Annotated in this window: 13 protein-coding genes; 7 read left to right on the top strand and 6 right to left on the bottom strand. The window is 71.6% G+C overall.

Annotated elements, in window-relative coordinates:
* Positions 1–5: 5 nt before the first annotated feature.
* From BIU95_RS16930 to BIU95_RS16940, 3 genes are all read left to right on the top strand, one after another.
* Positions 6–377, top strand: coding sequence for an FKBP-type peptidyl-prolyl cis-trans isomerase (locus BIU95_RS16930; protein WP_017885942.1), 372 nt, complete (start codon positions 6–8; stop codon positions 375–377).
* Complete coding sequence (locus BIU95_RS16935) at positions 377–1,213, top strand: aldo/keto reductase (RefSeq protein ID WP_071252346.1); 837 nt, start codon at positions 377–379, stop codon at positions 1,211–1,213. The genes BIU95_RS16930 and BIU95_RS16935 overlap by 1 nt, the downstream gene beginning before the upstream one ends.
* Positions 1,214–1,368: 155 nt before the next feature.
* A complete protein-coding gene (locus BIU95_RS16940; protein ID WP_017885940.1) occupies positions 1,369–3,612 on the top strand; it encodes an AAA family ATPase in 2,244 nt (747 codons plus the stop codon).
* A 67-nt stretch (positions 3,613–3,679) separates the two neighbouring features.
* On the opposite strand, the gene BIU95_RS16945 is transcribed toward BIU95_RS16940, so the two are convergent.
* From BIU95_RS16945 to BIU95_RS16955, 3 genes are read right to left on the bottom strand one after another with little or no spacing between them, the layout of a single operon-like run.
* A complete protein-coding gene (locus BIU95_RS16945; RefSeq protein WP_071252348.1) occupies positions 3,680–3,949 on the bottom strand; it encodes a protealysin inhibitor emfourin in 270 nt (89 codons plus the stop codon).
* Between the two features lie 29 nt (positions 3,950–3,978).
* Positions 3,979–5,028, bottom strand: coding sequence for a M4 family metallopeptidase (locus tag BIU95_RS16950; RefSeq protein ID WP_071252350.1), 1,050 nt, complete (start codon positions 5,026–5,028; stop codon positions 3,979–3,981).
* A gap of 60 nt (positions 5,029–5,088) precedes the next feature.
* Positions 5,089–6,165, bottom strand: a complete 1,077-nt coding sequence (locus BIU95_RS16955) for a glycoside hydrolase family 6 protein (protein WP_017885937.1) — start codon at positions 6,163–6,165, stop codon at positions 5,089–5,091.
* A gap of 183 nt (positions 6,166–6,348) precedes the next feature.
* On the opposite strand from BIU95_RS16955, the gene BIU95_RS16960 reads away from it, so the two are divergent.
* The 3 genes from BIU95_RS16960 (at position 6,349) to BIU95_RS16970 (ending at position 8,108) form a co-directional block, all read left to right on the top strand.
* Positions 6,349–6,798, top strand: coding sequence for a VanZ family protein (locus BIU95_RS16960; RefSeq protein ID WP_017885936.1), 450 nt, complete (start codon positions 6,349–6,351; stop codon positions 6,796–6,798).
* A gap of 100 nt (positions 6,799–6,898) precedes the next feature.
* Entirely contained in the window at positions 6,899–7,168 is a 270-nt protein-coding gene (gene rpsO / locus BIU95_RS16965; protein WP_017885935.1) for a 30S ribosomal protein S15, read from the top strand.
* Positions 7,169–7,490: 322 nt separating this feature from the next.
* The gene (locus BIU95_RS16970) at positions 7,491–8,108 is read left to right on the top strand and encodes a CE1759 family FMN reductase (protein WP_017885934.1); all 618 of its coding nucleotides are present in this window, start codon (positions 7,491–7,493) and stop codon (positions 8,106–8,108) included.
* A gap of 179 nt (positions 8,109–8,287) precedes the next feature.
* Here BIU95_RS16970 and BIU95_RS16975 read toward each other — a convergent pair whose 3' ends face one another.
* Positions 8,288–9,490: a hypothetical protein gene (locus tag BIU95_RS16975; protein WP_031259200.1), complete on the bottom strand. Its 1,203-nt coding sequence runs from the start codon at positions 9,488–9,490 to the stop codon at positions 8,288–8,290.
* A gap of 281 nt (positions 9,491–9,771) precedes the next feature.
* Between BIU95_RS16975 and BIU95_RS16980 the strand changes: the two genes are divergently transcribed.
* Positions 9,772–12,051 (top strand): polyribonucleotide nucleotidyltransferase, encoded by a 2,280-nt coding sequence (locus BIU95_RS16980; RefSeq protein WP_071252352.1) that lies wholly within the window; start codon positions 9,772–9,774, stop codon positions 12,049–12,051.
* 125 nt (positions 12,052–12,176) lie between these two features.
* Here BIU95_RS16980 and BIU95_RS16985 read toward each other — a convergent pair whose 3' ends face one another.
* Together BIU95_RS16985 and BIU95_RS16990 are read right to left on the bottom strand one after the other, a co-directional pair.
* On the bottom strand, positions 12,177–12,704 hold the full coding sequence (locus BIU95_RS16985; protein WP_042538454.1) for a YbhB/YbcL family Raf kinase inhibitor-like protein: 528 nt from the start codon (positions 12,702–12,704) through the stop codon (positions 12,177–12,179).
* Between the two features lie 280 nt (positions 12,705–12,984).
* Entirely contained in the window at positions 12,985–13,632 is a 648-nt protein-coding gene (locus BIU95_RS16990) for a TetR/AcrR family transcriptional regulator (protein WP_042538453.1), read from the bottom strand.
* Positions 13,633–13,863 lie beyond the last annotated feature (231 nt).

Consider the following 13,863-nt stretch of genomic DNA (forward strand, 5'->3'; position numbering starts at 1 on the left):
TCGGCATGACTGACCTGAACAGCAAGCCCGAGTTCGACGCCCCCGAGGGCCCCGCCCCCACCGAGCTCGTCGTCACCGACATCGTCGAGGGCTCCGGCGAGGAAGCGTCCGCCGGCTCGACCGTCAAGGTCCACTACGCCGGCGTCGAGTACGAGACCGGCGAGGAGTTCGACAGCTCCTGGAACCGCGGCGAGCCCATCGACTTCCCGCTCGCGGCGCTGGTGCGCGGCTGGCAGGAGGGCATCCCCGGCATGAAGGTCGGCGGCCGCCGCAAGCTCGTCGTCCCGCCGGAGCTCGCCTACGGCCCCGCCGGTGGGGGCCACTTCCTGTCCGGCAAGACCCTCATCTTCGTGATCGACCTGCTCGGGGTCCGCTGATGCAGGTCGGTGCCCCGACGATCGAGCTGAACGACGGCCACCGGTTCCCGGAGCTCGGCCTCGGCACCTACGGGCTGAACGGCGACGAGGGTGCGGCCGCGGTCGGCACCGCGATCGCGGGCGGTTACCGGCTGCTCGACACGGCGCTGAACTACGGCAACGAGGACGCCGTCGGCAAGGCCGTCCGCGAGTCCGAGGTGGCGCGCGAGGACCTCGTCGTCACATCGAAGCTCCCCGGCCGCCACCACGGCTACGACGAGGCGCACCGCTCGATCGACGAGACCCTCGGCAACCTGGGGCTCGACCACGTCGACCTGTACCTGATCCACTGGCCGAACCCGTCGGTGGACAAGTTCGTCGACACCTGGAAGGCGTTCGTCGACCTGCGCGACAGCGGCAAGGTGCGCTCGATCGGCGTCTCGAACTTCACGCCGGAGCACCTCCGCCGCATCGTCGACGCCACTGGGGTCGCCCCGGCCGTCAACCAGGTCGAGCTGCACCCGTACTTCCCCCAGGCGGAACTGCGGAAGGTGCACCAGGAGCTCGGCATCGTGACCGAGAGCTGGAGCCCGCTCGCGAAGCGGTCGGAACTGCTCACCGAGCAGCCGATCGTCGACGCTGCCGCCGCACACGGGGTGGCCCCCGGCCAGGTCGTCCTGCGCTGGCACGTCCAGCTCGGTGCCGTGCCGGTGCCGAAGTCGGGCGACGCCGCCCGCCAGAAGGAGAACCTCGACGTCTTCGGCTTCGAGCTGACCGACGACGAGGTGCAGGCGATCTCCGCGCTCGAGCGCGGCCGCCTGTGGGACGGTGACCCGGACACGCACGAAGAGATGTAGACGGGTCGCGGACGCGCGGACGCGCGGACGCGCGGACGCGCGGACGCGCGGACGTCCGGACCGGAGGCGCGGTGCCAGCTGGCACCGCGCCTCCAGTCATCCGTGTCGGTGCGCCGGGACTACACTGGACACCCCTCTTTCCCGAAGGGTTGTGTGTGTCCGAACCGACCGAGATCGACCGTGAGCGCGGCTACGTCGACGGCCTCTTCCGTCGTCTCGACGAGCTGACCGCCGAGGCCGAACAGCGCCTCGCCGAGACCCGCCGACAGGCGGTCGGCGGGAACCACCAGAGCCGCAGCGAGCGCGACGCGTACGCCCGGCTCTACGAGGACACCGTCGCGACGCTCGAGCGGGTGGGGGACCGTCTGGTCTTCGGCCGGCTCGAGGTCGCCGAGCCCGACAACCCGGACGACACCTTCCGGTACATCGGCCGCGTGGGGCTGCGCGACGCCGAGCACCGGCCGCTCCTGCTCGACTGGCGCGTCCCCGGTGCCAGTGCTTTCTACCAGGCCACCGCGGCGCACCCGATGGGAATGCGCTCCCGCCGGCACCTGTCCCTGCAGGGTCGTCGGGTGGTCGGCGTCGAGGACGAGGTGTTCGACGCCTCGCTCTACGACGACGAGCGCACCCACCTGCAGGGCGAGGGCGCGCTGCTCGCCGCGGTCACCGCCGAGCGCACGGGCCGGATGACCGACATCGTCGCGACGATCCAGGGCGAGCAGGACCGCATCATCCGCTCCCCGCTCGAGGGCGTGCTCATCGTGCAGGGCGGTCCCGGCACCGGCAAGACCGCCGTGGCGCTGCACCGCGCCGCCTACCTGCTCTACTCGTACCGCGAGCGGCTACGGGGCTCCGGTGTGCTCATGGTCGGACCGTCCCCGGCGTTCCTGACGTACATCGAGCAGGTGCTCCCGTCGCTCGGCGAGACCGGCGTCGTGATGGCCTCACTCGGCTCGCTCTACCCGGGCGTGCACGCGACGACGCACGACACCCGCGACGTCGCCGCCGTGAAGGGCGCCGCCCAGATGGCGTCGCTGCTGCGCCGGGCGGTGCGCTCGCGCCAGGTCGTACCGACCGAGTCGGTCACGCTCGACATCGAGGGCGAGCGGCTCGTCGTGTCGCCGCAGCTCGTCGCCGACGCCATGAAGCGCGCGCAGGACCGCGGCAAGCCGCACAACGCCGCCCGTGTCACGTTCAACAAGATCGCCCTCGACGCGATGACGCGCCTGCTCGCCGAGCAGCTGCGGGAGCGCGGCACCACGGTGGACGAAGCCGACGAGAAGGTCCTGCGCGAGGACATCCGGAGCTCGTACGACGCCCGTGTCCTGCTCAACACCGCGTGGCTGCCGCTGCCGCCGGAGAAGTTCCTCGAGGACCTCTACGCCCGGCCGAACTGGCTCGCCTCGCTCACCCCCGACTGGACCCCGGAGCGCCGGGCCCTGCTGCAGCGCGCCCGCGGGACGGCCTGGACCGTCGAGGACGTCCCCCTGCTCGACGAGGCCGCCGAACTGCTCGGCCCGTTCGACCCGACCGGCGGCGCCGCCAAGCGCGCCGCGAAGGCCAGCCGGAACCGCGACATCGAGAACGCCCGCCAGGCGATCGAGAACATGGGCGTCGAGGGCATCGTCAGTGCCGAGCAGGTCGCCGGCTCGTTCGCCGAGGGCGGCGACCCCCGCTCCACCGCGGAGCGCGCCGCGGACGACCGCGAGTGGACGTACGGCCACATCGTCGTCGACGAGGCGCAGGAGCTCTCGCCGATGCAGTGGCGCGTGCTCGCCCGCCGCAACCCGCTGCGCTCGTTCACGATCGTCGGCGACATGGCGCAGGGTTCCTCGCCGGGTGCCGCGCGCACGTGGGACGACGTCATCGGGGCGCTCGCGCGTCGCCGACGCGGCCGTGCGCCGCAGGTGCCGCTCGACCACCGCATCGAGCAGCTGACGGTCAACTACCGCACCCCGCGCTCCATCGTCGAGGCCGCCGGGGCCTTCGCGGACAGTGCCGGGCTGACGGTCACCCGCAACGAGGCCGTGCGCGACGGCGACCCCGTCGAGCGTGTCCGCGTCGCGCGGGCCGACCTGCTCGACACCGTCGTTGCCGTCGCCGACGCCGAGCGTGTCCGGATCGGGTCCGGCACCATCGGTGTCATCGTCCCCGAGTCCCAGGTCGACACCGTCCGGCAGCGGCTCGCCCGCACCGAGGCGGACGTCCGGGGGCTCGCCTCGCCGACCGCCGGGTCGCTCACGGTGCTGACCGGCGCGGACGCCAAGGGCCTGGAGTTCGACGGCGTGCTGCTCGTCGACCCGGACGGCGTGGGTGCCGACGCGGCCCGTGCCGCCGCAGCGGTCTACGTCGCGATGACGCGCCCGACGCGTCGCCTGACGGTCATCGACGTCGACTGACGCGGGCGGTGGCGTCCCCGCGGGGCGGACAGGAGGCGCGGTGCGGGTCCGCCACGCGCCTCCCGGCTCAGGTCGGGTCGCCCTCGGACCGCACCCGCTCGACCAGGTCGGCCCACGGTCCGTCCAGGCGGCGGCCGGGGATGGTCACAGTGGTGCGCTCGACGGTGATCGTCCAGCTGAAGTCGTCGGGGACGGGCGCAGCGGTCGGCGCCGGGGTGCGCCGCAGCGCGTCGACCACGTCGGACCACATCGCGGGGTCGCTGCTCGCGTCGGTGTCGACCCGCCAGCGCCGTGTGGTACCGGCGAAGCCCCCGGAGCGGCGGACCTCGATGCGCATGTCCCCGACGCTACGCCCGGGACGGGTGCTCAGTCGAGCACGCCCACCCGCTGCCAGGCCTGACGGACCGCGATGTGCTCGGTGGAGCCGTCCCCGAACCGTCGTACAGCAGCGTCGACGGTGACGGTGGCGAAGCCCGCGAAGTCGATCGAGGCGGTCACCTCGGGCGAGGTCAGGGCGTCCCACCAGACGGCGCCGGCTCCCTGCCACGCGGGCCCACCGATGGCGGTGGCCGCCAGGAAGAACGCGTGGTTCGGGATGCCCGAGTTGGTGTGCACCCCGCCGGCGTCGTCGGTGGTGACGACGAACCCGGCCATGGTCGCCGGTTGCGGGTCCTTGCCGAGCACCGGATCGTCGTAGGCGGTTCCTGGCGCCCGCATCGAGCGGAGCGCGTCGCCCTGCACGGCGTCGGTGAACAGCCCCTCGCCGATGAGCCAGCTGGCCTGCTCGGGCGTCTGACCCGCCGCGTACTGGGCGACGAGGGAACCGAACACGTCGCTGATCGACTCGTTCAGGGCCCCCGACTGCCCCTGGTAGGTCAGGTCGGCGGTGTACTGCGTGACACCGTGCGCGAGTTCGTGGCCGATGACGTCGAGGGCGATGGTGAAGCGGCGGAACACCTCGTCGTCGCCGTCGCCGAACACCATCCTGCTGCCGTCCCAGTAGGCGTTGTCGTAGTCCTGGCCGTAGTGCACGGTGGCGTCGAGGGGGAGCCCGGCGCCGTCGATGGACACCCGGTCGAACACCTCGAGCCAGAAGGCGTGCGTGGCGCCGAGGCCCGCGTACGCCTCGTCGACCGCGGTGTCGCCGGTGTCGGCGTCGCCCTCGTGCCGGACGAGGGTGCCGGGCAGCGTCGTGGTGCCGTGCGCGTCGGTGATGGTGCGCTGCGGGGAGCGGTCGATGGTGCCGCTGAGGCTGCGCGGCGCGACCAGGTGCTCGTGCTTCGGCGCCTGCACGGTGTCGAGCGAGGCCAGCGCGGTGCGTGCCGCCGAGGCCGCACGGGGGAACGCGTCGGCGTCGGCGACGGCGCGGAGCAGGTAGGGCGGGACGACGGAGCGGATGCGGTCGGTCGCGGTCATGCGCTCATGCAACCACCGGGCACCGACAGCCCTGCGCTGCCGGTTGCCGGGTGGTGGCCGTCAGTCGCGCTTGCGGTGCTCGACGAGGGCGAGCGCGTACGACTCCCACCACTGGCCGGCGGCGGGGCCACCGTTGCAGGTGCCGTCGCTGAGCCCCGGCGTCTTGACCCAGAGCAGCGCGTCGAGCCGGGTGCTCCCGCCGGTGACGTGCGGCTCCTGGCCGAGGCCCGCGCCCTCGGGGTTGCACCAGGTGCCCCGCCACCCCTGCCCGTTGCGGGAGACGTCGATGACGAAGTGCGGGTCGCCACCGACCGCGTCGGCGAGCTCGTCGGCGTACGCGCGCTCCTGGTCGACCCGGTAGAAGTTCGACACGTTCGTGAAGAAGCCCTGCACCTCGTCGATGCCGGCCTGCCGCAGCCAGTCCGCCATGGTCGCGGTCGGCACGCGGTTCTCGTTGCCGCCGTCCAGGTACACGGTGAGCCCGTGGCCGGTCAGTGCGTCGACGGCCTTCCGCAGCAGGGGCAGACGTTCGTCGCGCAGCCGTTCGCAGTTCTGGATCTGCGCGATCGAGTCGGGTTCGACGAGCACGACGGCGTGCGAGCCGGCCATCGCACGGACGGCGGACCGGACCCACGGCAGGTAGGCGTCGTCCTCGGTGCCGCCCTTCGAGTAGCTGCCGCAGTCGCGGTCGGGGATGCTGTACAGGACGAACACCGGGGTGCCGCCACGTTCCTTCGCGGTGGCGACCACGGACCGGATGGTCGACCGGGTCTCGGAGCGCGAGGTGTTCGTCAGCCAGGTCGCGATCGGCTGGTCGGCGATGACCGCGATCTGCTCGGCGGTCTGGGCGTCGCCCTCGGCCCGGGCCTGGCGCTCGCGGATGCCGGCCTGGTTCACCGCGGTCGGCTGGCGCGCGAGTCCGCCGGGGAACGCCTCGGCCGCGGACTTCCGCTCGGACACGGCTCGCCCGCTCGGGGTACGGTCGCCGTCCGGCGGGCCACCGTTCCAGGGGCCGACGACCACGAGCGTCGTCACGACCGCGGCGACGACGACGGCCGCCGCGGCGATCCACCCCCACTGCCGCAGTCCGCCGGTGCGGTTGCGGAGGGGGGTGCTGGGTGCCTCGTGCTCCGGCATGCTGCGGTGCTCCCTGATCTGCCCGTGCGGTGTCGGTGGTGCGGGCAGCGGTCGTGCCCGGACCCATGCTGACAGGTGCGGGGGAGTCCTGACCAGGGCCGAGCCGCGATCGCCCAGGAGTCGCACCGCCCGCTGACAGGAGCGCTCCAGCGACCGTGCAGGACCGTGCTCCACACTGTGCGGATGTTCCGTCGACTCCTCCTCCTCGCCCTGACCGCGGGCTACGCCTGGGTGATCTGGCGGATGACGCTGACCCCGCAGGTCTTCACCTCGGCCCAGAACTCGCTCGTGCTGCACGCGATCGCGTGGGTGCAGCAGCTGCCGCACGGTGCCTGGTTCACGTACGAGCGCACCGAGTTCCTCGCCAACATCGCGATGTTCGTGCCGGTCGGCATGCTCGCCGCGCTGTGGCTGCCCCGTCGCTGGTGGATCCTCGGCGCGCTCGTCGCGGTGGCACTGTCCACGGGCATCGAGTTCGCCCAGGCCACGTACCTGCCGTACCGCGTCGCGGACCCGCGCGACGTGCTGTCGAACGGCCTCGGCGGGCTGCTCGGCGCGACCCTGGTCGGACTCGTCCGCAGCCTGCTGCCGGACCGTCGGCGCCGACGTCGCCTGCAGCCCAGGACCGCGTAGGACTCTGGTAGTCTTGGGCGGTTGCCGTCGAACGGCCGCGGACAAAGAGCGCTCGTGCATCAGGCACGGGCACCGCGCAACGGACAGGAAGGGGATCACCATGGCACTTGACGCACAGGTCAAGCAGGAGATCATCGAAGAGTACGCGACCCACCCGGGCGACACCGGATCCCCCGAGGTCCAGGTCGCCGTTCTGACGCGTCGTATCAACGACCTGAACGAGCACCTCAAGGAGCACAAGCACGACCACCACTCGCGTCGTGGCCTGCTGCTCATGGTCGGTCAGCGTCGTCGTCTCCTCGGTTACCTCTCCGACGTCGACATCGCCCGCTACCGCACGCTCATCGAGCGCCTCGGCCTGCGTCGCTAGTCGACCGGACACACGCTTGACCGAACACCCCGGTCCTCTCCACGAGGACCGGGGTGTTCTTCGTTCCCGGGGCGGGCGTCGCGCGCCGGGGTTCGCTCCGTCGGCGCTCCCGCTCGGACCGGTCACGACACGTCGCACGCGCTCGTCCCGCGGTCACGACTCGTCGTATCCCGCGGTCTGACTCGACACTTCGTGACCGATCGGCGGTCAGCGCGCGGGCAGTCGTGACCGATCGGCCGCCGGTCGGACGACGGGAATGGTTGCGAGGGGAGCTCGGTTGGATGCTATGTTCATGCAAACGCATCGAAAGTCGGGAAGCATCATGACCACCATCGCCGTCGTCTCCGCCGGACTCTCCGAGCCCAGCTCCACCCGCCTGCTCGCCGACCGTCTGGGCGAGGCGGCCGTGTCCTCGCTCGTCGCCGAGGGCACCCCCGCACACGTCGTGCACGTGGAGCTCCGGCCGCTCGCGCACGAGATCACCGACGCGATGCTGACCGGGTTCGCCGCACCCGCACTCTCCGCCGCGATGGCCGCCGTGGTCGAGGCCGATGCCGTCGTGTTCGTCACGCCGATCTTCACCGCGGGCGTCAGCGGACTCGCCAAGTCCTTCCTCGACGTGCTCGACAAGGACTCGATGGCCGACATGCCCGTCCTGCTCGGTGCCACCGGCGGGACCTCGCGGCACTCCCTGGCGATCGACCACGCGCTGCGACCCGTCTTCGCGTACCTGCGTGCGGCGATCGTCCCCACCGGGGTGTTCGCCGCGACCGACGACTGGGGGACCGATGGCGACTCGGCCGCCCTGGACGGTCGCATCCGCCGGGCCGGAGCCGACCTGGCCTGGGCGATCCGGGCCTCCAGGCGGGCGCCGCAGGAAGCCGACGCGCTCCCCGCGACCCCGGACTTCGCGAGCCTGCTCGGCGGCCTCGGCCACTGAACAGGTGCAGAGACGCCGTCGTGTCGTCGAGACGCCGCCGAATCCGGCGGCGTCTCGTGCGTTCGGCGGCGTCTCAGCAAGACGACGGCGTCTCAGCAAGACGACGGCGTCTCAGTGAGACTGCGGCGTCTCAGCAAGACGACGGCGTCAAGCAGCGCTGCAACCGACCTGCCCGGCGATCAGTACCAGTGCGGGTTGACACTCATCTCGTGCCCCCACGCCCCGCAGGGTGACCCGTAGGCGCTCTTGATGTAGGCGAGGCCCCAGTTGATCTGCGTCGCGGCGTTCGTCCGCCAATCGGCACCGGCCACCGCCATCTTCTCGGCAGGGAGTGACTGGGGGATGCCGTAGGCGCCGCTCGAGGCGTTCAGGGCGTTCGCCCGCCACCCGGACTCCTGCGTCCACAGGGACACCAGGCACGAGAACTGGTCGTCGCCCCATCCGTAGGACGCCAGGGCCCCGCGCGCGTAGGCCTGGGCGCCGGCCGGGTCGACGACGACGCCGCCGGTGCTCGGGTACGACGTGCCGGAACCGCCGCCGGGGGCGCTGCCGCCACTGCTGCCGGGGGTCGGCGTGTTCGCTGCCTCGGCCGCCGCCGCTGCTGCCCGCTTGCGCTGCTGCTCCGCCTTCTGTGCGGCGACCCGCTGGCCGAGCTCGTACCCGGCTTCCTGCTTCGCAGTGCTGTCCTTGAGTGACGCGAGCTGCGCGTACAGCTCGTCGCTGTGCTGTTCCGTCGACTCGACGGCGGCGTCCGCCACCTGTTCCGCCGACTTCGCCGCGGCCGATCGTTCCTCGGCTGCCTGCGCACGCGTCGCACGTTCCGTCTCGGCCCGCTCGGCCTGCTCGTGCAGCGACGAGGCGGTGCCGGCAGCGACGGACGCGTCGTCCATCACGCCGGACCAGGTCTCCGACAGCTGGTCGAGCGCACCGAGCTGGTAGAGCAGCTGGTCCGGGTTCTTCGCGGTCGCGATCCGGGTGGTCATCTGGTTCGTGCTGCCGTCGCGGTACAGGTTCGCGGCCAGCTGGCCGGCCCGCTGCTGGGCCCGCTCCGCCGTCTGGCTCGCGTGCTGCGCCTGGGCCTGGAGGCTCGTGGCGGCCTGGGTGGCCGACGCCAGCTCCGTCTCGGCCGCGTCCGCCTTCGACGAGGCCACCAGGGCGGCCTGCGACTTCGCAGCTGCTTCGTCCTGCGCCGACTGCAGCGCGGCCTGCACCTTCTGCACCTCGGCCCGCTTCGCGGTCTCGTTGCCCTTGGCGCGCTGGACGTCCTGCCAGGTGGGGTACTCGGTGGCGTTGGCGGGCACAGCGGTCAGGGTCGGGGCGACGAGCGCGCCGACGACCACGGCGGCCGCGACGAGCACGCCCCGTGAGGGGGTGAGACGCATGTCGGCAGGCTACCGATGTTCACCAGGAGTCCAGCGAGCCGCGCCGCCGACAGCCTGAGGACTGGTAAAGTCCATCGTGTCCGAGGACTCATTCCCCGGACGTCACACACAACACTGCGCAGGCCGGGCACGGAGCTGGTCATCGGTGGTGGCTCGCGGGCCGGAACGGTTTCCCGAGTGCTTCTACTGCTGGCCAGACATGCGTCCGGAACGATCGGCGCGCACGCACCATCGAGTGCCGTCGCCACGGCCTGCCGGAAACACATCAAGGAGGCGCCCTTTTGGAGGGTCCCGAGATCAAGTTCGCCGAAGCCGTCATCGACAACGGCAAGTACGGCAAGCGCACCGTCCGGTTCGAGACCGGTCGGCTCGCTCAGCAGGCCCAGGGCGCGGTCGCCGCGTACCTGGACGAGGAAACGATGCTCCTCTCGGCCACCAGCGCCGGCAAGCACCCGCGTGAAGGATTCGACTTCTTCCCGCTGACCGTCGACGTCGAGGAGCGTTCCTACGCCGCCGGCAAGATCCCCGGTTCGTTCTTCCGTCGCGAAGGCCGTCCGTCGACCGAGGCCATCCTCGTCTGCCGTCTGATCGACCGGCCGCTGCGTCCGTCGTTCGTCGACGGCCTGCGCAACGAGGTCCAGATCGTCATCACCGTCCTGAGCATCGCTCCGGACGAGTTCTACGACGCGCTGGCCATCAACGCCGCGTCCGCGTCGACGCAGATCTCCGGTCTGCCGTTCTCCGGCCCGATCGCCGGTGTGCGCCTCGCGCTCATCGGTGACCAGTGGGTCGCGTTCCCGAAGGCCTCGCAGCTCGCCGACGCCGTGTTCGACCTGACCGTCGCCGGCCGTGTCGTCACGGACGAGGCGGGCAACGAGGACGTCGCGATCATGATGGTCGAGGCGGAAGCCACCGAGCACGCCTGGGACCTCATCCAGGGCGGCGCCACCAAGCCCGACGAGGCCATCGTCGCCCAGGGTCTCGAGGCGGCCAAGCCGTTCCTCAAGTCCCTCGTCGACGCCCAGGCCAAGCTCGCCGCGCAGTCGGCCAAGGAGATCCAGGACTTCCCGGTCTTCCCGCCGTACGCGCCCGAGGTCTACTCGGCCGTTGAGGCCCTCGCGCTCTCCGAGCTCGGTGACGTCTACAAGATCGCCGCCAAGACCGAGCGCCAGGACGCCGACGACGCGCTCAAGTCGCGCATCAAGGAGGCCATCGCGTCGAAGGTGTCCGCGGGTGAGCTGCCCGAGGTCGCCAACTCGCAGGTCAGCGCGGCCTACAAGTCGGTCACGAAGAAGGTCGTCCGCGGCCGCATCCTGACCGAGCAGATCCGCATGGACGGCCGCGGCCTCGCCGACATCCGTCCGCTCGACGCCGAGGTCGCCGTGATCCCGCGCGTCCACGGTTCGGCGATCTTCCAGCGCGGCGAGACGCAGATCCTCGGCGTCACCACGCTGAACATGCTCAAGATGGAGCAGCAGATCGACTCGCTGTCGCCCGTCACGAAGAAGCGCTACCTGCACCACTACAACTTCCCGCCCTACTCGACCGGTGAGACCGGCCGTGTGGGTTCGCCGAAGCGTCGCGAGATCGGGCACGGCTTCCTCGCCGAGCGCGCACTCGTGCCGGTGCTGCCGTCGCGTGACGAGTTCCCCTACGCCATCCGCCAGGTCTCCGAGGCGCTCAGCTCCAACGGCTCGACCTCGATGGGTTCCGTCTGCGCCTCGACCCTGTCGCTGCTCAACGCCGGTGTGCCCCTCAAGGCCCCGGTCGCCGGCATCGCGATGGGCCTGGTCTCCGACACCGTCGACGGCCAGACCCGCTACGCGGCCCTGACCGACATCCTCGGTGCCGAAGACGCGCTCGGCGACATGGACTTCAAGGTCGCCGGTACCTCGGAGTTCGTCACCGCGATCCAGCTCGACACCAAGCTCGACGGCATCCCGTCGACGGTGCTCGACGCGGCGCTCAAGCAGGCCAAGGAGGCCCGCTCGGCCATCCTCGGTGTGCTGAACGAGGCGATCGACGCCCCCGACGAGATGGCGGACACCGCTCCTCGCGTGATCTCGGTGCAGATCCCCGTCGACAAGATCGGCGAGCTGATCGGCCCGAAGGGCAAGACGATCAACGGGATCCAGGACACCACCGGTGCCGACATCTCGATCGAGGACAACGGCACCGTCTACATCGGCGCCGTCGACGGTCCGTCGGCCGAGGCCGCTCGTGCCCAGGTCAACGCGATCGCGAACCCGACCAACCCGGAGATCGGGGACCAGTTCCTCGGCACCGTCGTGAAGATCGCCACCTTCGGCGCCTTCGTGTCGCTGCTCCCGGGCCGTGACGGTCTGCTCCACGTCTCCGAGGTGCGCAAGCTCGCCGGTGGCAAGCGTGTGGAGAACGTCGAAGACGTGCTCGGCGTCGGCCAGAAGGTCCTGGTCGAGGTCACCAAGGTGGACGACCGCGGCAAGCTGTCGCTCGCGCCGGTCGTGGCCGACGAGACCGAGGGTGACTCCACCTCGGCTGAGACGGTCCGCGCCCACGCCGAGGACCCGGCCGAGGGCTGATCCTCTCTCGCGTCCTGACGCACGAACGGCCGCCGTCCCTTCCGGGGCGGCGGCCGTTCGCCGTTGCGGGGCGTGCGTGCGGTGGGCGCGAAAGCTCGCGGCGCGGTGCGCGGTGCGCGTACCCCTCAGGCTGCGGGGGTCTCCTGCGTGCCCATGAGCTGCGCGCGACCGAGCAGGTGCCCACGGAGCATGAAGCCGACGACCGCGGGGGTCGCGTCGGCCGGCGCCTCGAGCACGGGGACGTCGAGGGCACTCAGCGTGAAGAAGTACCGGTGCGCGCCGTGACCCGCGGGCGGTGCAGCGCCGAGGAACGTGTCCGTGCCGAACTCGTTGCGGCGGCGGAGGGCCTCGGCGGGCAGCAGGGCGTCGTCGGTGCCGGCACCGGCGGGGAGCGAGGTCGCCGAGCCCGGGATGTCGGTCAGGCTCCAGTGCCAGAAGCCGGAGCCGGTCGGGGCGTCGGGGTCGTACACGGTCAGGACGAAGCTCTTCGTGCCCTCGGGTGCGTCCGACCACTCGAGCGCGGGGGAGCGGTCCTCGCCACCGGCGTCGGAGCCGCGCGCCGAGGTGGGCAGCGCACCGCCGTCGGCGAAGTCGGGGCTCGTCAGGGTGAAGGACAGGACATCGGGCAGGTTCCAGTTGGGGTCGTTGGCCATGCCCCCAGCCAACACCCGCCGGCCGGGCCTGCGCTCGGGACGCGCGTGGGGCTGTGGGAGTTCGCACAGACGGCCTGGAGGCGCGGTGCGGTGCCGCCACGGGCCTCCCGTCCGCCCCGCGGTCGCCTCGACCGCGCTGCGGAAGCGACAGATCTGCGTCCCGCGGGTGCGTCCGTGCCGCGAAGCCGACAGATTGCCGCGAACTGTTCGCGGTGATCTGTCGCTTTCGCGACAGCGACAGCGACAGCCGACAGCGACAGCGCTGGCGACGAGTCGGGTGTCAGACCGCGAGCACCCGGTCGACCACGCGGTTCAGCGCCGCGGTGGCAGCGATCGCGTCGCCGGCGTAGGCCCCGGCCATCGCACCGTCACGCGCGAGCATGAGCTCGTCGGCGCCGTCGCCGGGCAGGGGGTGCCCGGCGTCGTGCAGCAGGGTCGCGAGGCGCTCGGTGTACCAGTCGCGGTGCACGGCGACGACCTCGCGGACCGGGTCGCGCGGGTCGTGGTACTCGGCGGCGGCGTGCAGGAACGCACAGCCGCGGAAGGCCGGGTCGTTGACGTCGTCGGCCAGCGCGGCGACCCACGCTCGGACAGCCCGCTCGGGGGAGCCGGCGTCGGTGATGAGCTGCTCCATCCGCTCCTGCACGCGCTCGTGCTGGGTCCGGATGTAGGCGAGGATCAGGTTGTCCTTCGACCCGTAGTGCTTGTAGAACGTCGCCTTCGTGACGCTCGCCTCGGAGATGAGGCGGTCGACGCCGACGCTGTGGATGCCCTCTTCGTAGAACAGCCGCGTGGCGGTCTCGAGGACACGGACCTTCGCGCCGCCGGAGCGGGGAGTCGGGGGGACGCTCGACCCGTCCGGCGACGCGAGGTTCGTGCTCGGGCCGGGGAGACGCTGGACGGCCGGTTGGGGGGAATCGACCGTCACAGCGTGTACTCCTCGGACTCATCGGCTCCGCGACCGGAGTGGGGGGACTCGGTGGTCGCGCAGGACTGATGTCCCGAGCCGCCGGATCGGAACTTAGGGGGGCTTTCGATCCGGCGTGGCCAACTGTAGCACAAGGAGGACAGACAGACGAGTCGGTCTGTCCGCACTTCCTGTACCCCACTTCGAGTGGCACGTGGCCCGGACCGGGAAACTGGGCGGCACGCGTCGGCG

This window comes from Curtobacterium sp. MCBA15_007, from assembly GCF_001864905.1.
Taxonomy (GTDB): domain Bacteria; phylum Actinomycetota; class Actinomycetes; order Actinomycetales; family Microbacteriaceae; genus Curtobacterium; species Curtobacterium poinsettiae.

Excerpts from the sequence above, each read along its gene's own strand:
- BIU95_RS16930 (WP_017885942.1), top strand. The coding sequence starts at position 6 with ATGACTGACCTGAACAGCAAGCCCGAGTTCGACGCCCCCGAGGGCCCC.
- BIU95_RS16935 (WP_071252346.1), top strand. The coding sequence starts at position 377 with ATGCAGGTCGGTGCCCCGACGATCGAGCTGAACGACGGCCACCGGTTC.
- BIU95_RS16945 (WP_071252348.1), bottom strand. The coding sequence starts at position 3,949 with ATGCGCATCGAGGTCCGCCGCTCCGGGGGCTTCGCCGGTACCACACGG.
- BIU95_RS16950 (WP_071252350.1), bottom strand. The coding sequence starts at position 5,028 with ATGACCGCGACCGACCGCATCCGCTCCGTCGTCCCGCCCTACCTGCTC.
- BIU95_RS16955 (WP_017885937.1), bottom strand. The coding sequence starts at position 6,165 with ATGCCGGAGCACGAGGCACCCAGCACCCCCCTCCGCAACCGCACCGGC.
- BIU95_RS16960 (WP_017885936.1), top strand. The coding sequence starts at position 6,349 with ATGTTCCGTCGACTCCTCCTCCTCGCCCTGACCGCGGGCTACGCCTGG.
- rpsO (WP_017885935.1), top strand. The coding sequence starts at position 6,899 with ATGGCACTTGACGCACAGGTCAAGCAGGAGATCATCGAAGAGTACGCG.
- BIU95_RS16970 (WP_017885934.1), top strand. The coding sequence starts at position 7,491 with ATGACCACCATCGCCGTCGTCTCCGCCGGACTCTCCGAGCCCAGCTCC.
- BIU95_RS16975 (WP_031259200.1), bottom strand. The coding sequence starts at position 9,490 with ATGCGTCTCACCCCCTCACGGGGCGTGCTCGTCGCGGCCGCCGTGGTC.
- BIU95_RS16985 (WP_042538454.1), bottom strand. The coding sequence starts at position 12,704 with ATGGCCAACGACCCCAACTGGAACCTGCCCGATGTCCTGTCCTTCACC.